Source organism: Methylotuvimicrobium buryatense (genome assembly GCF_005931095.1).
Taxonomy (GTDB): Bacteria; Pseudomonadota; Gammaproteobacteria; order Methylococcales; family Methylomonadaceae; genus Methylotuvimicrobium; species Methylotuvimicrobium buryatense.
This window is the reverse complement of record NZ_CP035467.1, coordinates 3443411-3468223: the sequence shown is the minus strand read 5'-3', so window position 1 is coordinate 3468223 and position 24813 is coordinate 3443411. Positions and strand designations below refer to the sequence as shown.

18 protein-coding genes and 1 pseudogene are annotated in these 24813 nt (G+C 45.8%); 15 read left to right on the top strand and 4 right to left on the bottom strand.

The features are described 5' to 3' along the window. Window positions 1-523 precede the first annotated feature (523 nt). From EQU24_RS15485 to tusC, 4 genes are all read left to right on the top strand, one after another. Window positions 524-2104: a peptide chain release factor 3 gene (locus EQU24_RS15485; RefSeq protein WP_017842725.1), complete on the top strand. Its 1581-nt coding sequence runs from the start codon at window positions 524-526 to the stop codon at window positions 2102-2104. Between the two features lie 20 nt (window positions 2105-2124). Beyond that, the gene (locus EQU24_RS15480; protein ID WP_017842726.1) at window positions 2125-3063 is read left to right on the top strand and encodes a hypothetical protein; all 939 of its coding nucleotides are present in this window, start codon (window positions 2125-2127) and stop codon (window positions 3061-3063) included. A gap of 247 nt (window positions 3064-3310) precedes the next feature. Continuing rightward, window positions 3311-3700, top strand: a complete 390-nt coding sequence (gene tusD / locus EQU24_RS15475) for a sulfurtransferase complex subunit TusD (protein ID WP_017842727.1) — start codon at window positions 3311-3313, stop codon at window positions 3698-3700. A 3-nt stretch (window positions 3701-3703) separates the two neighbouring features. Beyond that, window positions 3704-4063 carry a sulfurtransferase complex subunit TusC gene (gene tusC / locus EQU24_RS15470; protein ID WP_017842728.1) on the top strand — a complete coding sequence of 120 codons (360 nt, stop codon included), beginning with the start codon at window positions 3704-3706 and terminating at the stop codon, window positions 4061-4063. 137 nt (window positions 4064-4200) lie between these two features. Here tusC and EQU24_RS15465 read toward each other — a convergent pair whose 3' ends face one another. Together EQU24_RS15465 and EQU24_RS15460 are read right to left on the bottom strand one after the other, a co-directional pair. Beyond that, window positions 4201-5961 (bottom strand): AMIN domain-containing protein, encoded by a 1761-nt coding sequence (locus EQU24_RS15465; protein WP_017842729.1) that lies wholly within the window; start codon window positions 5959-5961, stop codon window positions 4201-4203. Between the two features lie 491 nt (window positions 5962-6452). After that, window positions 6453-7232 (bottom strand): outer membrane lipoprotein-sorting protein, encoded by a 780-nt coding sequence (locus tag EQU24_RS15460; protein WP_017842730.1) that lies wholly within the window; start codon window positions 7230-7232, stop codon window positions 6453-6455. A gap of 683 nt (window positions 7233-7915) precedes the next feature. Here EQU24_RS15460 and EQU24_RS15455 point away from each other — a divergent pair. The 8 genes and pseudogenes from EQU24_RS15455 (at window position 7916) to prsT (ending at window position 14871) form a co-directional block, all read left to right on the top strand. Beyond that, entirely contained in the window at window positions 7916-8179 is a 264-nt protein-coding gene (locus EQU24_RS15455) for a type II toxin-antitoxin system RelB/DinJ family antitoxin (RefSeq protein WP_017842731.1), read from the top strand. Between the two features lie 84 nt (window positions 8180-8263). Next, a complete protein-coding gene (locus tag EQU24_RS15450; protein ID WP_235726440.1) occupies window positions 8264-8449 on the top strand; it encodes a type II toxin-antitoxin system YafQ family toxin in 186 nt (61 codons plus the stop codon). Window positions 8450-8845: 396 nt separating this feature from the next. Further along, window positions 8846-9247, top strand: a pseudogene (locus tag EQU24_RS15445) (Rpn family recombination-promoting nuclease/putative transposase). Between the two features lie 250 nt (window positions 9248-9497). Further along, on the top strand, window positions 9498-9809 hold the full coding sequence (locus tag EQU24_RS15440) for a nucleotidyltransferase family protein (RefSeq protein ID WP_017842734.1): 312 nt from the start codon (window positions 9498-9500) through the stop codon (window positions 9807-9809). Between the two features lie 253 nt (window positions 9810-10062). Further along, a complete protein-coding gene (locus EQU24_RS15435) occupies window positions 10063-10311 on the top strand; it encodes a type II toxin-antitoxin system Phd/YefM family antitoxin (protein WP_017842735.1) in 249 nt (82 codons plus the stop codon). Then, window positions 10308-10694: a type II toxin-antitoxin system VapC family toxin gene (locus EQU24_RS15430; protein ID WP_017842736.1), complete on the top strand. Its 387-nt coding sequence runs from the start codon at window positions 10308-10310 to the stop codon at window positions 10692-10694. The genes EQU24_RS15435 and EQU24_RS15430 overlap by 4 nt, the downstream gene beginning before the upstream one ends. Before the next feature lie 1384 nt (window positions 10695-12078). Continuing rightward, the gene (locus tag EQU24_RS15425) at window positions 12079-12243 is read left to right on the top strand and encodes a PD-(D/E)XK nuclease family transposase (protein WP_017842737.1); all 165 of its coding nucleotides are present in this window, start codon (window positions 12079-12081) and stop codon (window positions 12241-12243) included. Between the two features lie 930 nt (window positions 12244-13173). After that, window positions 13174-14871, top strand: a complete 1698-nt coding sequence (prsT, locus tag EQU24_RS15420) for an XrtA/PEP-CTERM system TPR-repeat protein PrsT (protein WP_175421691.1) — start codon at window positions 13174-13176, stop codon at window positions 14869-14871. A 1432-nt stretch (window positions 14872-16303) separates the two neighbouring features. On the opposite strand, the gene EQU24_RS15415 is transcribed toward prsT, so the two are convergent. Continuing rightward, window positions 16304-17158: a PEP-CTERM sorting domain-containing protein gene (locus tag EQU24_RS15415; RefSeq protein WP_017842739.1), complete on the bottom strand. Its 855-nt coding sequence runs from the start codon at window positions 17156-17158 to the stop codon at window positions 16304-16306. Window positions 17159-17922: 764 nt separating this feature from the next. On the opposite strand from EQU24_RS15415, the gene EQU24_RS15410 reads away from it, so the two are divergent. The 3 genes from EQU24_RS15410 (at window position 17923) to EQU24_RS15400 (ending at window position 22274) form a co-directional block, all read left to right on the top strand. Then, complete coding sequence (locus EQU24_RS15410; RefSeq protein ID WP_017842740.1) at window positions 17923-18783, top strand: ThiF family adenylyltransferase; 861 nt, start codon at window positions 17923-17925, stop codon at window positions 18781-18783. 189 nt (window positions 18784-18972) lie between these two features. Further along, a complete protein-coding gene (locus EQU24_RS15405; RefSeq protein WP_017842741.1) occupies window positions 18973-21264 on the top strand; it encodes an efflux RND transporter permease subunit in 2292 nt (763 codons plus the stop codon). A 74-nt stretch (window positions 21265-21338) separates the two neighbouring features. Beyond that, window positions 21339-22274 (top strand): hypothetical protein, encoded by a 936-nt coding sequence (locus EQU24_RS15400; protein WP_017842742.1) that lies wholly within the window; start codon window positions 21339-21341, stop codon window positions 22272-22274. A gap of 182 nt (window positions 22275-22456) precedes the next feature. On the opposite strand, the gene EQU24_RS15395 is transcribed toward EQU24_RS15400, so the two are convergent. After that, on the bottom strand, window positions 22457-23191 hold the full coding sequence (locus EQU24_RS15395) for a PEP-CTERM/exosortase system-associated acyltransferase (protein ID WP_017842743.1): 735 nt from the start codon (window positions 23189-23191) through the stop codon (window positions 22457-22459). Between the last annotated feature and the right edge of the window lie 1622 nt (window positions 23192-24813).

The window sequence follows — 24813 nt, the reverse complement described above, 5'->3', positions numbered from 1 at the left end:
TTACGTGAAGGGTTTCCTAAACCGGAGTTTGGGAAGCAGTGGCGGAGGCCTAAATACTCATAAGCGCCATCTTAGTGCCTATACTATAGTGTATTTATAGCTTTATTCGTCATATCGGCATGGATTGCCTACATGAGTGTGAAGCTAGGCATTGCCATCCGTGGCCCTGGATTCCGCCAATCCCTGGCGGAATGATGCGTTCCTTCCTTAAGTTGGCGCCTATGACCTCATTGCCATTAAGTTAAGCCGTTCGTGGTGAGCCTGTCGAACCATGGACGGCTTAACTTATCGACCCAGGATTTTTCCATTCACCCTTCGACAGGCTCAGGGCGAACGGAAAAATCCTTAACTTAATGGCAGTGGCCTATGACCTGAATACTTACGATGAGTTTTTATTCGGTGTTTCATTTCAGGCTACCTCTACCGGCCAAGCCAATTTGCGCCATTATATTGAAAATACAAAGGAATTGATAATACGGTATAATTCGGCGTTTTTATTCCATCTTTCATTTATTGAACATCCATGTCAGAGTTACTTTCAGAACTGAACCGCAGACGCACCTTCGCGATTATTTCCCATCCCGACGCAGGTAAAACCACGATCACCGAAAAGTTATTGCTGTTCGGGGGCGCGATTCAGTTGGCCGGTTCCGTCAAGGGGCGCAAAGCGGCGCGTCATGCGACTTCGGACTGGATGGAAATGGAAAAAGAGCGGGGCATCTCGGTTACGACCTCGGTGATGCAGTTCGAGCATAACAACAGCATCATCAACTTACTCGATACGCCAGGACACGAAGATTTTTCCGAGGATACCTATCGCACCTTGACTGCGGTCGATTCGGCGTTGATGGTGATCGACGTCGCGAAAGGCGTCGAGGACAGAACGATCAAGTTGATGGAAGTCTGCCGTCTGCGCACGACGCCGATTTTGACCTTTATCAATAAATTGGATAGGGAAGGGCGCGAGCCGATCGAATTACTCGACGAAGTCGAGAGCGTCTTGCAAATCGAATGCGCGCCGATGACCTGGCCGATCGGCATGGGTAAACGCTTCAAAGGCGTTTATCATCTGTACAAGGATGAAATTCATTTGTTCAGTCCGCAGCACGGCGGGAAGATCGCTCAGGCTGAAGTGATCAAAGGACTCAATAATTATCACTTGGATGAGTTGCTGAAGGATCAGGCCGACGAATTGCGCGAGGAAATAGAGTTGGTCAAAGGCGCGAGTCACGAGTTCGACATGGATAAATATCTGAAGGGCGAACAGACGCCGGTTTTTTTCGGTTCGGCGATCAATAACTTCGGTATTCTCGAATTGCTCGATGCGTTTGCCGAGTACGCGCCGGCACCTTTGCCGCGAGAGACCGAACAGCGGGAAGTCCGTCCCGACGAGGATAAATTCACCGGCTTCGTCTTCAAAGTACAAGCCAATATGGACCCCGCGCACCGCGATCGCATCGCGTTTTTACGCGTATGCTCCGGAAAATTCGACAAAGGCATGAAGATCTATCATGTCCGTACGGGTAAAAATGTCCAGGTCGCGAATGCGCTGACTTTCCAGGCCGACAGCCGTAAAAACGTCGAAGAAGCCTATCCGGGCGATATCATCGGCCTTCACAATCACGGCACGATACAGGTCGGCGACACGTTCACGCAGGGCGAAACGCTCAAATACGGCGGCATACCGTATTTCGCCCCCGAACTCTTTAGGCGCGTCGTGTTGAAAGATCCGTTGCGCGCGAAGGCGCTGCAAAAAGGTCTGGTGCAATTGACCGAAGAGGGCGCGACGCAGTTGTTCAAACCGCTTAAGAACAACGACTTGATACTCGGCGCTGTCGGTGTGCTGCAGTTCGATGTGACCGCGCACCGGCTGAAGAACGAATACAATGTCGAATGCGTCTACGATAATGCGCCGATTTCGACGGTGCGCTGGGTCAGTTCCGATAAGCCGGCAAAACTCGAGGAATTCAAGAAAAAAGCTTTCGAGAACCTCGCCGAAGACGGCGGCGGTTTCTTGGTTTACGTTGCCAGCAGTCGCGTCAATCTGCAATTGACCGAGGAGCGTTGGCCGGATATCAAGTTTAGTGCGACGCGGGAGTTATGATTTAAATTCGGAGTCCTATTATGAAACGTTTCATATCGATTATTGGAATCTTTTTAGCCTTGATAGGGTTTTCCGCGCCCGTTTATTCGTGGGGGCCAGCTACACATGCCTATATAGGCGCAAGATTGGGCGAGAAAGGGATTTTGGGCGCAAACGTTTTATATGGTCAAATGGCGGGCGACGTTTTCAATTTAATGTACGACACCCCCATAGAGCAAATACAACATCTTTATGATGTTACTCACGGATTGACCGAACAAGGGCTAGATACGGTTTTTCCGGTACTTGACCTCGCCGAAACGAAACGCGAAAAAGCCGTTGCGTTGGGTTTTTTGGCTCATAACAATGTAAATGGTGCCGATGTTTATGCTCATGGCAATCCTTATAACGATCCGGAACGCTATGTTATCGCTAAGGCGCTTCAGTTAAGTGAAGTCTTGGCGTCCAGGTTGGCGCTTTTGGGGGGCGGGATTGCCGATGACATGTTGCTTGAGGTTTCGCATGTTTTTGTGGAATTCGCCGCCGATTTATTGATTCGGCAATATGACCGTGCGATCGGGGCTCGGATGATCGTAGCCGCTATTAGCCGGAATAGAGGGTTTCCGGATTTGTTGGTCAAGGCTTATGCCGAAAATTTTGCTGATACATTCGGATTCACGCATGATGAGGCGGCTTCGATTATCGTTGCCGAGGAGGCTAAATTTCGAAGATTGGCAATCAGGTACGGCATGATAATGCAATACAGCAATCGTAAGGCTCAAACGGAATTAGCGGGGTTGTTGGCTGAAATTGCTCCGCGCTTGATGGAAGGTTACGGTTTAGACGTTCCTTCTGCCATGTTGTTGCCGATCATACAGTTTGGCATTGGGGAGGCCCTTGAGTTATGTAAGGATGATTTGTTACCCGAGGTTGAAAATACCATTGAGGCGCTCAGAGCGATCGATTGGCATCACAGGTAATGGACATGGGTCAGTGTTTTACTCTCTTTCGCAAAAAGACAAACGCTAGTGGCAAAGCCTTGAAGGGGCGGGTTATTCTTGGCGGGGCGGGTTATTTAACCCGTCCCCAACGTTTTGATTTGCTTTGGCCGCTGTCGAAACGTTTAGGATGGGGTTGCAAGCTCCGTCCTGCCAATGTTGGCCGGATATCAAGTTTAGTGCGACGCATGATCTGTAACATCGCTTAGGGTTTGGTTTAAGACAAGATATGAAATTCGCCATTCAAATCAACAGTAGCCCGACTGGTTCAGGCAGTGCCTATCATGCTTACCGATTCGTTTGCTCAGTATTGGCCGAAGGGCACTCGGTATTTCGCATATTTTTTTATCATGAAGGAATTTATCATGCCTTCAACTATGCGATGCCTCCCGATGACGAACTTAATTTTCCGAAGCTGTGGAGTGCGTTGGTAAAACAATACGCAATCGATCTGGTGGTTTGCATTTCCGCTGCGCAAAGGCGCGGATTGCTGCATACCGACGAAGCTAGCCGAGTCGGCAAACAGGATGGCGATTTAGCCGACGGTTTTCGGATTTCCGGTTTAGGGCAATGGGTCGAAGCAACTCTACAAGCGGACCGTTGCATCGTATTCGGGTAGTTTATGCATAAGAAATTTCTGTTTGTCTTGCGTAAACCTCCTTTCAATGGCGTTTCGATGCAGGAAACATTGGATAGCGTATTGACGATCGCGGCATTCGATCAAGCGGTTAGCTTATTGTTGCTGGACGATGGCGTATTTCAATTGAAGAATGGACAGCAGCCGGATCGCTTTGGCATGAAGGATACCGCGGCTGTGTTTGGTGCGTTGGAAATTTACGATATTCACGACATACGGGTCGAAGTTGAGTCTTTGCAGGAGCGCGGCTTGAAGCCTCGCGATTTATGCCTGCCGGTGCGAGAGATCTATCGCAAAGATGTGGCCGGATATATGAAGGAATTCGATGTGGTTCTTGCAGGCTAATTTCAGCGTTCTAATGCTTCAACGCTACCGAACCCGCTTTAACGTAACATGGGCAAGCGCCGTGACGCTGGAGCATCTATAGCGAGTTGTCATGCGGAGTGTTCTTCGATCGTAGGATGCGCGCTGCGCGCCTTCTTCTAAAAATGATATTTAAGCTGAAAGCGTACATGGTCGTCGGCGCTGAACATGATTAACGGGTCGGTGACCGGGATGCCGCGAAATAGACGAACTTGAATGTCTGCGGTCCAATCGTTGCCGATGCGCCGACTGGCTTCGATGTTGTATATTTTAGAGTTTTGGGTGCGGTCGAAAATGACGCCGGCAAGCAATTGGGTGTTTTGAATATCGTTAAAGCCCAGGCGAACTGCGGCTAAGAAGTCGTCTTGAAATAAGGCTTGTTGTGTCAATGCCTGAAAATTATTGTAGCCACGGCTGTCGTACATGTACTCCGCTATCAGACCTAGGTCGACGCCCGATTCGAAGAGGTCGAAGAATGTATATTCGACGCCGCCGGTCGCAGCATAAAATCGGTCTCCTTGTCCCGAGCGCATTAACGCTTCGAGCTTCCATAACCAGCTGCCTTTGATCGTTTGGACATCGATGCTGGTTTGATTGATGTTTTCATAAAGCGGGATGATTCGTTCAATTTCGCCTAACTGATTGAAGCGAGGCAGCATCGTCGGTTGGCGGGCGGTGCCGTAAAAATGTGCGAGTCCGACATCCCAATCCCCGAAAGAATGAGAATATCTGCCGGCGTAAGCCAAGTGTTTTTCGACGCCTTCTCTTTCAAATTGGGCGTCTCCGACTGAGGTTACCGGGTGCGTTCTTAAGCGGCCTTCGTGTCCGGCAAATGTTCTTTCGCGGAAGCCGGTTAGTAAGAACAAATCGATGGTGCCCCAGTCTTGAATCAAGGCTAGGTTAATCATCGGTTGCCCGAGTTTTTGTTCGCCGTCGATGTTTTCGACAAAGTCGGTTTGATTGATGATGTCGATCAGATGAAAGCCTTCGGTGACGCCCCAAAATACTTGACGGAAGCCGACCCGCAGTTCCCAGTCGGCAGCGGCTTTTAGCCACGTCAGTTCGCGGATATCGAAATGGGTACGGCGGCTGTCGTGTTGGGAGTAGCGATAAAAGGGCGAGAAGGTAAAGCTTTGCGATCCGTTATCCCAGCTTCGATAGAGTTCGGGGTTTATCGCGCCGGAAATATAGTGGCTATGTTGTTGGTTGTCTAGTGGGGTTTGAAAAAAGCCTAGGCTTTCCACTTCGGCATAGCCGGAAATTTCCCAATCGGATATCAAGTCGTTAAAAAACGATTCGTCGCTCGATGCGCCGATGCGGTTTTCTTTGAAATTCCCAGGATACGAGTCGTTTATTGATTGTTGGGGGGCGGTTAAATCGTATTTATGGAGTTCGCTATTTGAGTGCGCATAATTCGATGGCTCGAAGGTATTTGGGGTTTGTTTCCGGGTTAAAGTCGATTCGTCTGTTAGGGTAATTTGGCTCGAGCCGTGAGCGGTTGATTTAATATCGATTGTGTATGCGTGTATGCTGGCTTGATTTTTTAAGTCGAAGACAAGCCGGAAATCGTTTTTATTTCGAGGCGCGCTGCGTAAGCGTTGAAAATAGGGATGATCGGCAGATGGCTGGCTAAGCGGTGCCGAAGGTTTCAGGTTTTTTACATCGAGTACGAGACGAGGCGGATTGTCGATTAGAAAGGCCTTGAGTTCGGGCGTTTTCTGGTTTCCACGGTCTTCCGTATGAACGATGCTAAGATCTATCACGGCTTGACGGGATGATGATTGGTAATCGATCGAATCCAGCACTACTTGTTGTGCATCAGCTTCCGAAAATGCCAAGCAAGTTGCCAAGCTGATATATTTAAGTCGGGTGTTGCGCATAAGATTTTAAGTGTTGTTGCCTAATATGCTTCTTGTGTTCGCTTGTATCGTAATTGCTTAGCCCACCCTTTATTGTTTCTGGCTCCCACGGTCCTCCGCTCGCCGTATACTTGGAAGCGGTGCTGTTTGATAAAGCTGCGGATATTGAACATCAGTGGCTTCGAAATCGCGACGAAGACGTCGCTCCCACAAGGGGGTGGGGTGCTCTGTGGGAGCGATCCCCAGATCGCGATTTCGAAGTCGGGAACGTTGGGCGACAAAAAATGGTATCGAGGTCTCATTGGTTAAGATTTGCAAAAGGGTAATTTTTGACTTATGTATAACGATGAGCGGTCCTCCGTGGGAACGAGGTCAGTAACGGTTTACGTTAACTTAATGGTAGTGACGCAGAGCTTGGGAGCACTGGGAATTACGACAACAATTTAAATAATGGCGCTAATTCGCTAATTTTATACGATTTCCAAGCATACTCGGCAAAGTATAATTGAAATCTAGCGCGCGCGCCTTAAAGTATTTTGATCGAAATCGCGCTCGGTGAGTCCCGTGCGAAATTCGATGTTCTCGATCGATAGGCTGGTGCTTTTGCCGTTTTGATGATTGGTCATCAACATATCGTGCGCTCGCCAGTATTGGTTTAGGTGTTGGCGATAATCTTTGTTCTCGAGCGTCTTCAATAAGGCGTTTCTTCTGTCGTAATATTCTACTTTTATTGGAATATAGCGTTCTTTGTCTATCCACGATATCTGCCGGGTATATCCGGAATGTTGATATTGAGGGGCAAGTTCGACAACGAAGCAATCAATGCCGTCTACTGTTTCGTCACGAAGGTAGCGGTACTCATATTTCGGAATTTCAAACGATGTCAAATCCTCGAATGCAAATTCGCTGCCGAGAAAGGGGCCCGATTTGTTGTTCGACGAAATACGTCTAACTCTTCTCAATGCCGGTAAATATAGCCATTGATCGTCCGGTTCGAGTGCATGGGTATAACTTAAAAAAGCAGTTCCTCGCACATCGCCCGGGCTATCGAAAATAGTCAGGCTTTTGTCTCCGTCGCCGGAGACTTCTAACGTGTTGATTCTAAGTAAGCGAACGGCTTCGCTCCCGCTTCGGGTTCTTAGGATCATTTTCATTTCGGCTTGGCTGTCTTGCCAGCCTTTATCGCGTTTGACCATTTCTTCGATGATTTGCAAGCCTTTTTCTTGATCGCTTTGCGCTAGGCACGGCGATGTAATGAAGAAAAGACCAAGTAATAAAAGTATGTTTCTCATGTTTAATGCCAAGGTTAGTTTTTGAATAAATCCAGGTTATATACTTTGTTCGTCAAAGACCCGGTGCCTAAAGCTATCAACCTGAAAAGAGCAGTTGGCATGTGTTGTAGACCGTTCGTACTGAGCCAAGTCGAAACATGAAGGGTCTACAACACTTTCACCGGTCTGGTGAAGCCTCAAACTACCCTTCACCTTTCGACAGGGTTCTCCTGAGCGTGGCCGAAGGGGCTCTCCTGAGCGTAGCCGAAGGGCTTAGGGCGAACGGTAGTTTGAGGCTCTCAACTGCTCTTTTTAGGATCAAAGATCATTAATCATAGTTCATAATCTAGGGAATTTAGTTGATACGTAATGCCATTCGAAGCTAGTCGGCCTGGTTGCGGTATTGTCCGGGGGATATTTTTGATCTGCGATGGGTATAACACCGTCCCCAAAGTTTCGGTATGCCCTAAATGATCCGGTATACTTTGGCTATACTCGAAACGTTTAGAACGGGTCCTTGGCAAGGGGTAAATTATTAAATAAACCTGACCTCTTTTTTGGCACGCTTCGTGGCCCATCCTACACGTGACGGCTACCAGCGTTATCCTGAATAGTTACAAATCGGCAATAATTAGGATTACCGGATGAATCTGATTAATTTTTGCATTACAACGTCATTCATTTCGAAATAGGGGAGAATAATCATGCCTGCAAACCGACTTGTACTAACCCGTATTGACGGGGAGATTAAGGAAGAGGCAGCTGCTGTACTGGCGGCTATGGGGCTTACAGTGTCAGATGCCGTGCGGCTTTTACTGACCAAGATTGCTCGAGAACATGTTTTGCCGTTCGATCCGTTCATTCCCAATGACACTACCATCGCCGCCATGAAAGAGGCTCGTGCGGGTAATCTACCTAGCGCCAACAGCATCGCAGGCTTGAAAGCAGCCCTTAATGCGGACGATTGAATGGACAAGCCAATTCAAGCGTGATTACAAGCGCGAAAGTAAAGGTCGGCATCGCACCACACTTGATGTGTCTTGTTTCCGATTGTGGATTGTCTTGCAAATGACCGGCTTCTGGAGTCGCGTCACCAAGACCATGCTCTTTCCGGAAATTGGAAAGATTACCGTGATTGTCACATCAAACCAGATTTGGTATTGATCTATCAGAAACCGGACGAAGCGACTGTTCGGCTTGTCCGACTCGGTTCGCACAGTGAACTCGGGCTTTTGTAATTTAACGCGCCCAAACTTTACGCAAGCTGGAGCTCTCTCTCCGCTATACACATCGATAGGCTAACCAAGTCTTTTGGCAGCACACTAAGACGTAATACGCTAAAGGTATCGCGCCGTTGTATTATAAATCCCATGTTAAATTAAACGGGTGGATACGACGGGCGCGCTTACGTCATCTCCACCCGATATTGCTGTCCATGCGCCACCGATTTTTTATTTGACTCCAAATATTACGGTGTCAAAAAATTTTACACTGTTGTGTTAAGTATTTACCGTAAGCGGTAGTTTGCCAAACAGCAGGTAGCCTATAATTCTAGTGAGGTTCTATTTGCCCCCTTACCTTTTTATCTTGACTGATAGTCTCGTGTTTCTTCACCGTTCTTGGAACGAAAAACCATGTGCAGAATAAACCCCGGAGTCGATTTCGCCTTCAAAAAACTATTCGGCAGCGAAGAAAACAAAGACTTACTGATCTCGCTGATCAATGCGATCGTCTCCGAAGAGGATAGGGTGGCCGAAGTCGAGCTGAAAAACCCCTACAACCTAGCGTATTACTAGGCCGGAAAAATCTCGATTCTGGACATCAAGGCGAAAAGCGAGAAAGGGCGTTGGTTTAATGTGGAAATGCAAATCAGCTAAGACTACAACTTCGACAAGCGCGCGATTTACTACTGGGCGAAGCTGGTGACAGAACAGCTCAGCGAAGGCATGATGTTTCGTGAACTTAAAAAAACCATCAGCATCAATATCCTGGACTTCAATTTCATCCCAAGCGCACCGGCACTGCCATTAAGTTAAGCCGTTCGTGGTGAGTCTGTCGAACCATGGACGGCTTAACTTATCGACCCAGGATTTTTCCATTCACCCTTCGACAGGCTCCTTTGGTTATACTCGAAGCGTTTAGAGCGGGTCCTTGGGAAGGGATAAATTATTAAATAAACCTGACCCCTTTTTCTACCTTTTTTGCCTTTTTTGAAAAAGCTTTTTGGCCGAAGCATTGCTGCGGTAGAATCATCGGACGCATCTAACCAGACAGAGGAGATACTGCATGCATTCCGCTATCCAGCAATATCAGCCCGCCATCGCCGAACTGTGCCGGCGTTACCACGTTCGCAAACTGGAGGTGTTCGGTTCTGCCGCGCGCGGTAACGATTTCGATCCAGCCTTGAGCGATGCCGATTTTTTGGTGGAATTTGCCAGCGAAGGACAAGCGCCCTCCTTGCATACCTTTTTTGGCTTACGTCGGGAACTGGAACAACTGATTGGCCGTGAGGTGGATCTGGCCGAAACCGCTGCTCTCCGCAACCCTTACGTGCGCGCCAAAATCGAACAAAGCCGAGAGTTGGTTTATGCAGCGTGATGCCCGCGCCTTTTTGTGGGACGCCCACTCCGCAGCCGAAGCCACTCTGGAATTTGTGGCCGGTAAAACGTATACAGACTACTCCGGTGATCGCCTACTATGCGACAACTGCGTTGACATTTACCGGGTTCGATAAAACACTCGTTTTTTCGAACCCATGAAAAGAGTAAGTAAACGGCAAAATTACCTAGTTGAATTCTTGATTGATTTGAGTAATTAGCTAGACTAGACTAGGTTCTTTAAGGGGAATGTAATGCAAACTGTAAATATGTTACAAGCCAAGTCTTCTCTGTCCCGCTTAGTAGAAGCCATTGAGCAAGGGCAAGAGCGAGAAATCGTGATTGCCAGGAATGGTCGCCCAGCTGCTAAGCTTGTTCCGATAGATGCTGCGCCATCCGAGAAGCGGATTGGAGTAGCAAAAGGCTTGTTCGTGGTGCCGGACAGCATTGATACATATAACGACGAAGTGGCTCGGTTGTTCATGGACGAGGTGCAGAATTGAATCTGCTGCTGGATACTCACGTTGCACTATGGGCTATCACGGATAACTCAAAACTGTCACAAAAGGCGCGTGAATTGATTGTATCGCCCAAAGCAACCGTTTGGGTCAGCGCGGCGAATGTCTGGGAAATTGCAATCAAGCACTCACTAGGGCGAGGCGACATGCCGGTTTCTGGCCGAGACGCGATGCGCTATTTTCAGGAATCCGGATATCGCTTCCTTGCTGTCGAGGCGGAACATACGATAGCGGTCGAAGAACTGCCTTTACATCACCAAGACCCGTTCGACCGCATACTTGTCGCTCAGGCGCTTGTAGAGCCGATGCGTTTAATGACCCACGATCCTTTGGTAGCGCTCTATAACGACACAATTATCAAGATTTAAACTGGATTAGAGAAAAAGGCAGAAAAAAGGGGGGGCAGGATAAAATTATTAATTCAACCTGACCCTTTTTTCCCCTATATGTTTACCTGATTAGCAAGATGCTTCAGCTTGCCGAGGCCAAGTTTCCGAGCAAGGATCAGTCGTAGTCGCAAAAACTAAAATATGCTGTTACCCAAGCTCTAGCTTGGGTAACCTGTTCAGGAAGCTCTAGCTTCCCGAAAATCAAGAAAGATTGAACGAGCGAGTCGGGTTTGATTCAGAATGTGCGGAGGTTGTGTCGGTCTCAGGAAGCTCTTGCCCTGAGCATGTCGAAGCTGGAGCTTCCGGGGTGTCTTTCCCAAGCTGGAGCTTGGGAAAGAGCGAAGGATGTGAATCGAAGGATGGCTTGCGAGCATTGTTGCCTTGATAGGGTGGCAAACATGAAATTATTGGCCAATCGATAGGATTAACAATGATGTCATCGTGATTTTGGGCAAGGCAGGGCATAGCCGGTTCGTGAGAAGGCGAATTTTCCTTATATGGTGTCAGAAAATTTTACACTCTAGCCGGCCTCTAAACGATTATCGTCTTTTGATGTTTTGCGTGCTGGAGGAAACTTGGCTTGGCATTTTCACTGGATGTTTATGCGTGGCCTCTATTTTAAGACCTTGAGTACGGCTTATTTAACCCGTCCCCAACTTTTCGGTAAGCTATGGCTATACTCGAAACGTTTAGAGCGGGTCCCTTGACAAAAGGGGTAAATGATTAAATGAACCTGACCCCTTTTTCCCGAGCAAGGATCAGTCTTAGTCGCAAAAACTAAAATATGCTGTTACCCAAGCTCTAGCTTGGGTAACCTGTTCAGGAAGCTCTAGCTTCCCGAAAATCAAGAAAGATTGAACGAGCGAGTCGGGTTTGATTCAGAATGTGCGGAGGTTGTGTCGGTCTCAGGATGCTGGAGCTTCCGGGGTGTCTTTCCCAAGCTGGAGAGGCTGTGAAAGTATTGATGAATGCATCATAATAAAATTTATTAACCTTGTAGACAATGAAGAAAAATCCTATAAAATCAACAATCTAATTCTTCATGCTCTTCATGGTTATTTTATAATATTGAATACTTTCACAGTCTTTGGAGCTTGGGAAATAGCGTGATGTGGGTTGGCCGTTTTTAGCTTGACGCGCATGGCTTGCGAATCCCGTCCTGCTAGGGGATATACTGATCTTTGGGCTTTAGCTGAAGAAACTTGCTAATCAGGTATGTTTAAACAAGTGCTTGTAATTTGGCTTTCAGTTCTGTTGCAAAGCTAAATAGTCGGTCAAAGGGACGCGCAGCCTAAACTTTCAAGAAAAAAGGAAAACAGGAGTAAATTATTAATTTAACGTTTTTTACTTAGAGCGAAAAACCATGTGCAGAATAAACCCCCGAGTCGATTTAGCCTTCAAAAAACTGTTCGGCAGCGAAGAAAACAAAGACCTGCTGATCTCGTTGATCAATGCCATTGTCTCCGAAGAGGACCGGGTAGCCGAAGTTGAGCTGAAAACCCCCTACTCGGCGTTCCGGGTTATTTAACCCGACCCGAACGTTTCGGTATGCTCTAAATGATCCGGTATACTTTGGCTAGTAAGTATTCAGTTCCCCTCTTTGAAAAAGAGGGGCTAGGGGAGATTTTTTAAATAAATCCCCCTCAATCCCCCTTTTTCAAAGGGGGATGCCAACAATAAGCCTGAGTTGCAGTAATTTGCCAACGGGGTCTGAATACTTACTTTGACTATACTCGAAGTGTTTAGAGCGGGTCCCTTGGCAAGCACTGCCATTAAGTTAAGCCGTCACAAAATATGTAATACTGGCATTCAGGATCGAATGTGCTTCAAAAGCTTGCCATCCATGGCACTGGATTCCGCCAGTCCATGGCGGAATGACGGGTTTCCCTTAACTTAATGGCAGTGGTCCTTGGCAAGGGGTAAATTATTAAATAAACCTGACCCCTTTTTTGCTCATTTTTCTCTTGGTGTCAGAAAATTTTACAGCGCTTCAGATCTGTTTAGTCATGGAGAAGGGGAAGAAAATCAAAAAAATCACTCCAAGCCGGCCAAGGCCAGCAACTAAGGGTAATTATTTACCTCCCCCTATCGTTCCCACGCTCCAGGGTGGGAACGAAGACCGAGACGCTCTAGCGTCTCGTACCGCTGGAGCGGTACTCAGGCATTCCCACGCAGAGCGTCACTGCCATTAAATTAAGGATTTTTCCGTTCACCCTGAGCCTGTCGAAGGGTGAATGGAAAAATCCTGGGTCGATAAGTTAAGCCGTCCATGGTTCGACAGGCTCACCACGAACGGCTTAACTTAATGGCAGTGACGCAAGAGCGTGGGAACGATAAATCACCCCAAGCCGGCCAAGGCCAGCAACAAAAGGAGTCTTGGTTTTTGCTTGATATCAAGCTCCATGTTTCTTGCTATAAAATAACTTACGGTTCCCTAAAATTGAAAAGGTATATATTTATGAGTCAACATCAATTGGTTTTAACTAAAGCAAAGCATTGCTTTAGTATTGCTATATTAATAGCAAGTTCAAATAGTATTGCGGCGACTTACGACCTCAATGAACTAGATAAAGATCCTCTGACGGTTCTTGATAAAAAATCCATGTTTGACGAGCCAAGCAGTTTAATGTTGAGCCCGGAGGACTTTGAAAAAACACAGCAACAAAACATCAAAAAAGAGTTTGCCGAAATTTTAGAAAAAATCAGGCAAAAACAATTCGATAGCGCTCACAGTCAGGTAGAATCGCTCATCAAGCGCCAGCCGGATATCGTGCAAGCCTATATTCTCAGGGCAACAATAGAGCTTTATCAAAAAGACCGCAAAGCGGCATCGGCAAGCTTTAACAAGGCTTTGAGTCTCGACCCAAAAAATCAAGCGGCATTGCTGGGTATTGCCTCGATAGACTTTGACGAAGGAAGGCCGCAGCAAGCCAAAGAACGGATTCGTCAAGCAATTGCGGTAAACAAAAAAACCGTTTCGCCTTATTTATTACTAGCCGAAATAGCGAATAAAGAAAAAAATCTGGATGAAGCGGAAAAAGCACTGATCAAAGGTCTTGGGAACGTCAAAGGTCAAATTGCAGATGAAGCGAGGCTGCTGTCGAGTTTGGCGCGATTGTATGGAATACAGAAGCAGCCGGAAAAAGTATTGACGTTGGTGCAGGAGATGAATGTTCGTTATCCGGAACACCCCACCGCTTTGTCCTTGTTGGCAGGCGCGTATATCGTAAATAATCAGGCAGTTGAGGCGGAGCAGACGCTACGTAAAATCATCGCACAAAACGAACGAGACATTCAGCACCGGATAATGTTGGCGAATTATTTGTCGAGACAACCGGATAAGGCGGATGAAGTCTTAGCCCTGTTGAATCAGGCTTCAACGGCGGCGCCCGAAAATTTGCAGTTGATGGTTCAAAAAGCGAATTTGTTAATAAGGGTTAAGCATTATGATGAAGCGATGAAAGTTGCTCAAAGTATTGCCAATTTATCGCCTGAAACGAAGTTGCACAAAGCAATTGAAGGGGATATTTTTCTGTCCCAAAAGAAATTCGATCAAGCCTATGGGGCATACCGTGAGGCGTATCAAGCGCGACCTAACCCGAAGTTGCTCGAGTTGATGGTTGCGGTATTAAATTCTCAGGGAAAACAAGCCGACGCAATAAAGTTGTTGAATGACGAGTTAAAAAAAGACGATAAAAATCTCTTAGCGCACTTTCATTTAGCCAACATTTTGCAGCAACAAGGCAACTTACGGCAGGCTGAAAAACATTATCAGGCTATTTTGGCGATACAGCCGGAAAATCCTTTGGCATTGAATAACCTGGCTTGGTTATATCATCAGCAAAACAAATCGGAGGCACTTGCTATGGCGGAAAGCGCTTATAAAGCAGCGCCCAATTCAGCAGAGATCGCCGATACGCTTGGCGCGATATTGTTAAAGCGAGGAGAATTTCAAAAAGCGCTAGAGTTATTGGAAAAAGCGGTAGACTTAAAGCCCAATGATCCTAATATCAAATTTCATCTAGCCGAAGCTCTTGTCGCAAAAGGCGATAAGAAGCGGGCTGTCGAATTACTAGAGGCGATAACGCAAGTCGATCAAGCCTTCGATTCGAAAAATCGGGCGATTGAAATGCTGGGGCAATTAAAAGGTAATTAAGAGCATTACAAGCGCGCCAAGATTTTTCGCGAAAGCTGAAATGGGGTCCGTCCGATTTCAGCAGCGAAAAATGACTTGGCGATTATTGCCTTCGGCGGCCCCGATTCGCCCTGCGTCCGTGCCACTACGCCACATCATCGTAAACTCGATGCGGCTTCGTAGCACTCCCACAAATGGCTTTACGCCGTGTCGCGATGCCTTGTATTTTGCCTCCGCCTGCGCTATTCGCGCAGACTCCGGCAAAACACCCGGCGCTACGGCTATCGGGGACTAAAAATCTTCACTTCGCTAACGCTCCGTTTCCACGATTTTCAGCGAATGAATCGGTAGTATGTGTAACGTTGCTGGGTTAATTTAGCTCATGGTGCGCGTTACACCTTGCTGTGATTTTATGAAAAAAACAATTCCGCATTTACCGCCAGTGGCTACTCGCTGAACGCGGGACAGTTTAAGGTTAATTCGTTCGTGGTGAGCCCTTCGGTTGCGCTCAGGAGAGCTCTGTCGAACCTTAGGCGGATTAACCGTCCACCCTTCGACAGGCTCAGGGTGAACGGTTAATCCTTAGTGCTTTTGTCCCGCCTTAAGCATAGGTATCTACACAAGTTTTCAGCTTTATAAAACAATTAGTTAAGTTAATTTTTCTGTGATCTAGGATAAAAAGTAGACTAAAAACTTCAATTTTTAGTCGTTATCTTAATAAAAAACCAGAAGAAACTTTATAACAACATGATTTTAAATGATAAAGATTTGTAGATGCTTATGCGCCTTAAGTGGGAAGCCCCGTCGGTCAGAATTTATTTAGCCTAATTGTCTTGTGGTCAAAAGGATGTGAATCGAAGGATGGTTTGCGAGCATTGTTGCCTTGATAGGTAGGCAAACATGAAATTATTGGCCAATCGATAGGATTAACAATGATGTCATCGTGATTTTGGGCAAGGCAGGGCATAGCCGGTTCGTGAGAAGGCGAATTTTCCTTATATGGTGTCAGAAAATTTTACAGTCTAGCCGGCCTCTAAACGATTATCGTCTTTTGATGTTTTGCGCGATGGACAATCATGGTCAAGCATCTTTCTCTGGGTTTTTATACTTTGCCTGTATCACAAGGCCACTGCAGGACGGGTTGTTTAACCCAGGGTAAGTACATTAAAAATAAAAGTTCCTTGGAATCAATAAGCTACAAGCGTTAAAAATATCTTGAAATGGAGCGAGAATTTCTAGTGCATTGATTTAACGATAAATAAAAAGTTAAATGCGGTAACCCTGTTATTTAGCCCGGATCCAACGTTTTGATTTCTTCGGTCATGCTCGAAACGTTTCTTGGTAAGGGTTAAAATATTAAATGAGCCTAACCCTTCTTGTTTCGATACTTAATGCTCTAATGCCAAAAAAAACGCCGCTGGAATATGGCGGCGTTAAGACAATATTTTTATTGTTACGCTTTTAATTTTTTGCGCTGTTTTGCTACGCCAAGGCCAAGCATTCCCATGCCTAATAGTCCTAAAGTTGCTGGTTCTGGTACTGTATTGAAGTACAGTTGAGCGCCGTGAGTGCCGCTGAGTTTAATTGTGTTAGCGTCAATTGGAGTGATGGTGGGTGCACCCAAGTTTTGGTCTAACGAAAAGCTAATTGGATTGGCATCACCATCAAGCCAATTGTCATAAAAAGATATACCGTCGACCTTATGGAATAGGCTGGAGTAAGTGGTATCGACACCGGTGAAATCAATATTTCCCACAATATTTAAATTGTTGGCGGTGTCGTAAGTGCTGCTAATGACGTTTAAATTCATAAAATTCGACCAGTTAGCCAAATCTGTAGAAAACAGCAGTTCAATGGTGCCCGAAGAATAGGAGACCTCCGGTCTCAACGGATCGCTTAGACCTGATATCACGCCGCTTAAATTAGTGGTGCGGAAAGTGAGATACCATGCATCTCCAAAACGATTGTTTGCGCTGTCAGGTATTGTAGGCAGTAAAGCTGTAAATAAGTTGTTGCTGTAAGATTGTGCCGTTATGTTTGTGGATGCGGCAATAAGACCGGCATAAGTCACGATCGTATCGCCCACAGTCAATGAGCCTGGATTAGTTGTGTTCACTAGGGTTTGTGATTGAAAGCTAATGTCGGCTTGATCTTTAATGCCTGTACTGGTGGGGTTGACTTTTGTTTCAGGAAAAGAACCGCCATGATCTACAAGGACGTCAACATACCACTCCATCGGAGCCGCGGTTATCGCTGTAGAAGTTGCCGCTAAGATGCCCGCTCCTAAGGTTTTGATTAAAGTGTTCATTAAGAATCTCCGGTAAATGAATAAAGGTTGTGATTGCATAATAAAATAAGCATTTTCTATGCCATCATCTTCTAAGGGTTGTGTGTTTTACTAAGTTTATTTAAGGAGTGTGTCGGCTGTGTGATTTTAAATTTTAATATAATCAATGGGCTATATGTCCTTTGCTGCTTATGAATTCCAGGCGGAATGTCGTAAATCAAAGCAAGTTTTCTTTTAAAGACAAGGTGGCTTTCTGCAATTTCTTTCGGATAAGGCAAGGATTGTAAAAAATTTTGACATTGGTTTTCTAGGCTATACTAAGGATAAATTGCGTTAAAACCCTTAGCTTAAATTCGGTATTTTAACTATGAAGCAAATGAAGTTCATAAGGGATTTCAAGACACTACCTAAGTATTCTCGCTAATCTTTTTGGTTAACGAAAGCCCTATACAAAATACAAACGTATAACAAATTATTGAGTTAACTTCATATTCTTAATGGTGAAGTGCTCTTTCTAGGTATAAGCTTTCTTGGATACAAGGCAATATTGCTAACTACTGAGGGGCTGTGAAATGAAGTCAGGTTGTTCTCCGGTAATTATTTACATCCCATTAGCGTTCCCACTCAGCGCGTGGGAACGCTAATTGCCGGGGGGGGGGGGGGCTGAATAGTAACGTTTTCCGAGATTAAATCTGACGAACTATATTTTAAGCTGTATTAAGTTGTAAAAATTTTTGACAAAGCCTTGTCGCGAGGCGAATGATGAGGGGAAATAGGGGATAATTATGGTCGAATTCAATTATGACGAAGCTTTTTCCCGCAATATCGGTTGGGTGACGCGAGAAGAATTCAAGCTGCTAAAAAATAAAAAAATTGCTGTCGGCGGTTTAGGTGGTGTCGGAGGGAGTCATTTGATTGTATTGGCGAGGATGGGAATAGGTCGTTTCCATATTTCCGACTTGGATACCTTCGAACTTGCCAATTTTAACCGCCAATACGGCGCGTCCATGAGTACTTTGGGGCAACCGAAATCGGAAGTCATGGAACGGACGATTCGAGATATCAACCCGGAGGCCGAAATCGTCAATTTCAAGCAAGGCATTACGCTTGAAAATCTGGACGACTTTTTAAAGGATATCGATATTTACGTTGATAGTTTGGATATCTTTGCGTTGGAAATTCGGCGTGCCGTATTCGCGCGTTGTTATGAGTTGGGGATTCCGACGATTACCGCCGCGCCGATGGGTATGGGGACGGCGATGCTGGTGTTTATGCCCGGGAAAATGAGTTTCGAGCAATATTTTGCGCTGGATGGTTATTCGTTTGAAGAGCAAATCATGCGTTTTGTAATCGGCGTATCGCCGACTGTAATGCAAAGGAAATACTTAGTAGAGCGGACTTCAGTGAATTTTTTGAAGAAAAAAGTGCCGTCGACGCCGATGGGTATTGAGTTGGCTGCTGGTGTGGCTTGTACGAATGTATTGAAGATTCTACTAAATCGAGGCGATGTTATTTGTGCGCCTTGGGGTTTGCATTTCGATGCCTATCGTAATCAGTTGAAAAAAACTTGGCGACCCGGCGGCAATCGTAATCCGTTGCAGCGCTTGATGTTTTGGCGGCTGAAACAATTGCTTGGGGTGGAATGATGTATTGGCGTTTTCAGTTTCGACTAATCTATTGTGTATCGTTGAAATATTACGCCATGCCCAAATGAAGATTACTATTTGCGTTAAGCTGTCCAAGGCTCTGAAGTCTGTTTCCCGGCGGGTATAGGCCTTTAGTAGAAGCAATTGATTAATCGGTTCGTTTTTTAAAATGTTTAGGAGAAGTTGAGCATGCGCAATGACACAAGCGTATCGCGGTCTATGTTGTTTATAGTCGAGCGTCCTTGGATAACGGTAGGGCTTTGTTTTGTTATCGTGCTTATTTCGGCGCTAGGGATGCCTCGGTTGACGTTCGATAACGATTACCGGTCTTTATTCGGCGAAGACAATCCTCAATTGCTGGCGTTCGATAAAATTCAGTCGACTTATAACAAAAGCGACAATGTCTTGTTTGTAATCGCGCCGTCCGGTAAGGATGTCTTTACTCCGGAGGTGTTGTCGGCAATTGCGCTATTAACCGAAAAAGCATGGCAACTGCCATTTTCGAGTCGAGTCGATTCGATTACTAATTTTCAACACACGAGTGTCTCGGATGGCGAGTTGGTCGTTGCTGATTTAGTGCTGGATCCCAGTGCTATCAGTACTAGCGACTTAGGCGAAATTAAAAAGATCGCGCTCAATGAACCCTTATTAGTAAACCGTTTGGTGTCTCGACAGGGGCATGTCGCGGGTGTGAATGTGACTGTTCAGTTACCCGAATTAGACCCAATGGAGGTTACTGAGGTGGCGGCGGCGGCACGAGGCATGGCCGAGGAAATTAAGACTTTGTACCCGGAGCTTGAGATTCATTTGACCGGCATGGTAATGATGAATAATGCGTTTGTCGAGTCGACATTGGCTGATAGTCAAAAGATGACGCCGATTATGTACGGCATGATTATATTGGTATTGCTACTTTCCTTGCGCTCCTTTAGCGCAACCTTCGGTTCGATTTTGCTTATCATCTTTTCCTTATTGGCGGTTATGGGTTTTTTCGGATGGTTGCGTTGGCCGATTACACCGGTATCGGTAACGGCACCTACCATTATCATGACAATGGCTGTGGCTGATTGTGTTCATCTCTTAGTGGCGATGCTTCAGAATATGAGGCAGGGGCAGGCTAAAAAAGAAGCACTGTTAAATAGTTTGAAAATCAATTTTAAGCCCATGTTGTTAACGAGCGTTACAACTGCGATCGGGTTTTTAAGCATGAATTTTAGCGATGCGCCGCCTTTTAGGGATTTGGGTAATATTGTGGCATGCGGGGTACTCGTTGCCTTTTTGTTAACAATGACTATCTTGCCCGCAATAATGATGATTTTGCCTGTGCGGGTAAAGCTCTGTGATGCATCAAAACAAAATTGGATGGATAAATTGGCACTATGGGTAATTAGACGGCCCAAGTTTCTTTTGGTAGTCAACGGTGGATTGGTGCTGACATTGACGGCAATGGTGACGCTGAATGAGTTGAATGACGAGTTCGTCAAGTATTTCGATGAAACGATCGAATTTAGGAGCGCTACCGATTTTCTTGATCAAGAAATGGGCGGGTTTTATACTATCGAGATTGCTTTATCGGTCAGTGAAGAAGGCGGCTTGAATGAACCCCTTGTTTTGGAAAAAGTTGAACAATTGAGTCAATGGTTGCAGCAACAGCCCGAAGTGTTGCATGTAAATAGTATTACAGATACCTTTAAGCGTTTGAATCAGAATATGCACGACGGTAGTCAGGATGAATATAAGTTGCCGGCTGCACGAGATTTGGCGGCACAATATTTGTTGATGTATGAAATGTCCTTGCCGTACGGTTTAGATTTAAATGATCAGGTTAACATCGATAAATCCGGAACTCGGATGATTGCAACATTGAAAAGCCTGAGCTCAAATGAAATGTTAGTCGTAGAATCGCGTTTGCATAATTGGTTAAAAACTAATATGCCTGATATAGATGCCGAAGTCGCTAGCCCGGTTTTAATGTTTTCTCATATTGGCAAGCGGAATATTGTCAGCATGATGGGCGGGACGGTGTTGGCATTGGTGTTGATTTCCTTCATTTTGGTTGGCGCTTTTCGGTCGTTTAAATTAGGTTTGTTGAGCTTAGTGCCAAACTTAGCGCCTGCCGGTGTTGCATTTGGCGTTTGGGCTTTGATAGATGGGAATGTTGGGCTCGGTTTGTCGATTGTGACCGGAATGACGTTGGGAATTGTCGTCGATGATACTGTGCATTTCATCAGTAAATATCGTCATGCTAGGGTTGAGCGAGAGGCCTCCTGTGATGATGCGGTGCGTTATGCTTTTTCAACGGTAGGCAGTGCTATGTGGGTCACTTCGGTGGTTTTAATTAGTGGGTTCGCTGTCTTGAGTTTTTCACATTTTACAGTGAATTCGGATATGGGTTTATTAACGGCAATTACAATAGGAATTGCTTTGTACATGGATTTGTTATTCCTCCCGCCCATTTTAATGTGTCTGGATAGGAAGTAAATTGATCGTTACTTGCGATTACGAGTTGTTCGTCTTACGCTGATTTATAGACAGATAAGGGAAAACTATTCTCAATGTTACATACTGCCGCTAACCCCAGGGTCTTTCAACAGATCCACATCGATGTCGTCCGTAATGCCACCGACGATTTTAATTTATTTCACGATGCGGAATATTGGCGGCGGATTCGGAATAATCCGTTTAAAGGGCCGATCGCTTTGGGGTTTCAATTGGAGTCGATGATCGAGCACGAGTTTGTGCGCTACCGGCAAGGTACTAACGAAAATGAATTGATTGACGAATACAATTTACGTTTTAGTAATTATCAATTTTCCTTCGTTAATGCGGTTAAGCCCGGGCAGGCGGTTGATATTGATATCAAGAAGCCTCAATTCAATCCGAATGGTGACGTCATTCTCAGTCATCGCGTCAGCATGAAAGCCGACGGTCAATTGGCTTTGGTGGGCTATAAGAAAGAGTCTTCAGCACCGTTGTTTTTAAATAACGCGGAGCCTCTCCAATTCGATGACTTAAATCGTTATCGGGACCGTAGTTTTTTGACGCCCAGCGGTTTTTTTCTGAAGCGTAAGTTTATGAACGTCAGTAATGCGAAAAATTTTCTGTGCGGTTCTTTGGCGGATCAGCGTCTTTATTTCGATGACTTAACGGATACTGCAATTTTTCCTGAGATTTTTCCATGTAGTTTGATTTCATGCGCGCTGTTGGAGAAGGCAAAAATGGAATCATTGGATTTTGAGAACGAGCCGATGGTTTATACCACGCATAAAATCAGTATCGACCGTAAGGTATTGTCGGCTATTTCGAGTAATGATGTACTCAATATTTTGGTTAGGCGAGTTGATGACTTCGATAAAACAGCTCAACCCGCTGATGCAGAGTCAATTCAGACTTACGAATGTTATGGTGTGGTCGAGGACGGGCTTATCTTATTTAGAGGATTGATCGGACTGACATCGCTGGATAGTATCTTGAAAAGTATCGGTGTGTGAACCTTTTTAATGTTTAGGATTTATTATGGCGTGGCAGTGTTAGGCGCGTTGTTATTGAGTAAAAAATAAGTAATGCTGGCTTTAGGCTCTACTGTGCCTCAAAAAGCCTGCCATCCATGGCACTGGATTCCGCCAGTCCATGGCGGAATGACGAGTTTCTGCTGACTTTATGGCAGTGCGTGTTAAGCAGGAATGATGCTTGTTTTGATCCATTGATACAATTCTTTCAAGTCGGGGTGCATGTGCGTTAAAGCCGATTGAGTGGTGATAAAGTAAGGGGCTCTTGTTCCATGGTAGTCAATATCTTGACCGGCTCGCTGAAACATGATGCCGGATCTGTTCATCAATCGCGGTAGGAACGGTTCCATCATCGCGAATACGCTGGTTCGTTCGGTCGTTTCGGTGAGTACGGTGGCCGCTAAAAAGCAGGCTACGGCAATCAGGGAAAAAGTTCTCTGTTCTTGTCGTGAAAAATCTAGCGAGCTTGGCTCGCCGAATCGGGTTGCATGCTCGCCCGGACGACGTCTGAATATGGCATCGACAGCGAGTCTTGATATTTCACAGACATGTTGCCGGTCGAGAGCTAATTGTTCGATAAAGCTTTCGTCTAGGCTATTCAGGCAATGTTTTTCAAAGGGTAATGGGTCTTTTTTGCGGCTGTCGAAAGTCGGGACCAGGCGTACGCAACCGGCAGGCAATCCGCTATCTTGATGAATGATTAGGCAGTGTTTCGAGCGTTCGTCGAATTCGTCATATTCGAGTTCTTCTGTGTTCGGTTTTTCGTAATGAAATTCTTGGCAGTAAACCCGGTAACGAATTCCGTATGCCATGTTTTTTTGTTCTTGAGTCTCCGCCAGCTCGACTGAAAAGTAGCGCTCGAAGTTGTCTACTATGGATTGTTTTGCGTTATTATCCATTTACAGTCTCCGCTTAGATATGGGTGTTATTAAATAAAATTTCCTGAATAGTCATTGTGCTTCCTTAAGTCAGGGAAATCTTATTATTTATGGTTATTTTGAAAAGCGCGTAAGTTTATGTTGGTTTGCGGGAGGAGTTAACAGTATTTTTCTTTCGTTTTCAATGCGAAGGTTGTTTCTAGCTGTTTGCTTGTAGTGCCGATTGATCGGTTTTTTTGTTTGATTATATACAAATATCGTTAAAGTCTAACGTTTACTTGCGTAGTGTAAAGGGTTTGGTAATTATTTTATTTTTTTAAGGGGGGCTTAATCGGAGGCGGTTAACGTATCGCCTAAATTAGGCTATGTGTGGACTAGCGTTTGAAGAGGTCTCTGAAAATCTTGGAAACAGGGCGATGATAGCGAAGTGAAGATTTTGCTGACTGCCAAGTTTTTTGCTTGGGAATGCGGTACGAGGGTGACTCAGTGCCCGGCAATTATCGTTCCCACGCTCTGCGACACTGCCATTAAGTTAAGGGAAGCCCGTCATTCCGCCATGGATTGGCGGATCCAGTGCCATGGATGGCAAGCTTTTGAGGCACATTAGAGCCTGAATGCAAGCATTACTTATTTCTGTGATGGCTTAACTTAACCTGATTAGCAAGTTTCTTCAGCTAAAGCCCAAAAACCAGCATATCCCTAGCAGGACGGGGTTTGTAATCCCGTCCTAAACGTTTTGACTTTGGCCGAAGTTAGCCGAAATGTTTAGGGCAAACCGAAACGTTGGGGACGGGTTAAATAACCCGTCCCGCAGAAGTGGCTACGACTGGCCACTGCTCGGACAGTTACCTGATTAGCAAGCTGAAGCATCTTGCTAATCAGGTAACTTAATGGCTGTGACGCTCTGCGAGGGAGCGCCTGAGTACCGCTCCAGCGGAACGAGACGCTAGAGCGTCTCGGTCTTCATTCCCACGATGGAGCGCTCATCGTTATAGATAAATTGTAGGGTACGCTGCGCGTACCTCCATGCCGTTAAGCACCGAATTCCTGCCCAGATCAAACAATAAGGGCTTAGTTTTAGCATTGGTGGGGTTGCCATGGTGCGCATAGCGTACCTTACGGCGCTAGACTGCTGTGTCGTCCGGAAAGGCTATTGGTGTTTGAGTGTAGCGGCTTCGATAGTCGCGACGTAGGCGTCGCTCCCACAGCGCTTGTAACCTTTTGTGGGAGCGATCCCCTGATCGCGATTTCGAAACCGGGAGCGTTAGGTGACAACAAACGGTATCGACGTCACATTAGCTAAGATGGTATCTACGATTTGTGTATAACGACGAGCGCTGGGGCGTGGGAATGATAGAGGAGGTGAATAATTACGATCTGCGCGATTAGGCTGACTCTATCCATGGTTAATGCTTAATTTTAATAACTTTAGCGTGTCTCATTCGAAATAGTCTACGCTTTCATATACTATACCTTTCGCACTTCAAATTTCGGCGCCTGCTTAAGGAGGCGCCGGGGTGATCGGTAAAGGCTTTGCCAGCATGGATGCTGGCATAGAGCCTATATGGACGTATTCATGGCGTCCTTTGACGATCACCCCGGTGCCGAATTTTGATCCACGATGGGTATAAGTTGTAGATTTT

Coding starts and splice junctions, on each gene's coding strand:
- EQU24_RS15485 (WP_017842725.1), top strand. CDS start 524: ATGTCAGAGTTACTTTCAGAACTGAACCGCAGACGCACCTTCGCGATT.
- EQU24_RS15480 (WP_017842726.1), top strand. CDS start 2,125: ATGAAACGTTTCATATCGATTATTGGAATCTTTTTAGCCTTGATAGGG.
- tusD (WP_017842727.1), top strand. CDS start 3,311: ATGAAATTCGCCATTCAAATCAACAGTAGCCCGACTGGTTCAGGCAGT.
- tusC (WP_017842728.1), top strand. CDS start 3,704: ATGCATAAGAAATTTCTGTTTGTCTTGCGTAAACCTCCTTTCAATGGC.
- EQU24_RS15465 (WP_017842729.1), bottom strand. CDS start 5,961: ATGCGCAACACCCGACTTAAATATATCAGCTTGGCAACTTGCTTGGCA.
- EQU24_RS15460 (WP_017842730.1), bottom strand. CDS start 7,232: ATGAGAAACATACTTTTATTACTTGGTCTTTTCTTCATTACATCGCCG.
- EQU24_RS15455 (WP_017842731.1), top strand. CDS start 7,916: ATGCCTGCAAACCGACTTGTACTAACCCGTATTGACGGGGAGATTAAG.
- EQU24_RS15440 (WP_017842734.1), top strand. CDS start 9,498: ATGCATTCCGCTATCCAGCAATATCAGCCCGCCATCGCCGAACTGTGC.
- EQU24_RS15435 (WP_017842735.1), top strand. CDS start 10,063: ATGCAAACTGTAAATATGTTACAAGCCAAGTCTTCTCTGTCCCGCTTA.
- EQU24_RS15425 (WP_017842737.1), top strand. CDS start 12,079: ATGTGCAGAATAAACCCCCGAGTCGATTTAGCCTTCAAAAAACTGTTC.
- prsT (WP_175421691.1), top strand. CDS start 13,174: ATGAGTCAACATCAATTGGTTTTAACTAAAGCAAAGCATTGCTTTAGT.
- EQU24_RS15415 (WP_017842739.1), bottom strand. CDS start 17,158: ATGAACACTTTAATCAAAACCTTAGGAGCGGGCATCTTAGCGGCAACT.
- EQU24_RS15410 (WP_017842740.1), top strand. CDS start 17,923: ATGGTCGAATTCAATTATGACGAAGCTTTTTCCCGCAATATCGGTTGG.
- EQU24_RS15405 (WP_017842741.1), top strand. CDS start 18,973: ATGCGCAATGACACAAGCGTATCGCGGTCTATGTTGTTTATAGTCGAG.
- EQU24_RS15400 (WP_017842742.1), top strand. CDS start 21,339: ATGTTACATACTGCCGCTAACCCCAGGGTCTTTCAACAGATCCACATC.
- EQU24_RS15395 (WP_017842743.1), bottom strand. CDS start 23,191: ATGGATAATAACGCAAAACAATCCATAGTAGACAACTTCGAGCGCTAC.